General features: G+C 45.6%; 1 protein-coding gene. It reads right to left on the reverse strand.

What is annotated here, in order from left to right:
- Nucleotides 1–662, reverse strand: a 662-nt coding sequence (locus tag B4J23_RS06700) for an MFS transporter (RefSeq protein ID WP_291359482.1), incomplete at both ends; no start/stop codon positions are given.

Here is a 662-nt window from a genome sequence, read left to right on the forward strand (position 1 = left end):
ACCACCACTCGCTGCTGCGCCAATAATTGCAGGTGCAAACATGGCGCCGATACGTCCTGCATTATAGGCACCACCGACGGCTGTACCGCGGATTGACGTCGCAAAGCTTTCTGTCATGTATGTAGCATTAATCGCATACGGAATACCATATAGGAAACCAAAGAAAATCAGCAGATAGGCAATATTATCGGGGGTGTTGAACAGCACAATTACGGGTAAGAAAATCGCCGTACCAATCGCGCCAAATGAGAAAACGGCGCGTCGACCTAAACGGTCTGCAGCAAAACCGGCCAGAACTTTACCAAAAATCATGGCGACATAAGTCCCGAGCATATAGCCCGCCATTGATTTAAAGTTCATGTGTAATTCAGATTCTAGATAAGCTGGCATCCAGTTATTTACACCGTAATAGCTAAACTGCAGGAACCCAGCCGTAAAAATCCATAAAATAAACATCTTGCGATTCGCAGGATCTGCAAAGATTTCTTTGACGGTACTTTTCTTAACAGGCTGTTTGGTGGTTTCTTCAGCGGGTGCATATAAACGCAGTAATCTGGCACGCTGCCACGATTCTGGTTCAGGAACCAGTTTCTGGATAAAAATCGCCATAACGGATGGGATAATCGCGACAAAAAACAGTGTACGCCAGCCATATTCAGGAA

The organism is Acinetobacter sp. UBA3025 (genome assembly GCF_002367915.1).
Classification (GTDB): Bacteria; Pseudomonadota; Gammaproteobacteria; order Pseudomonadales; family Moraxellaceae; genus Acinetobacter.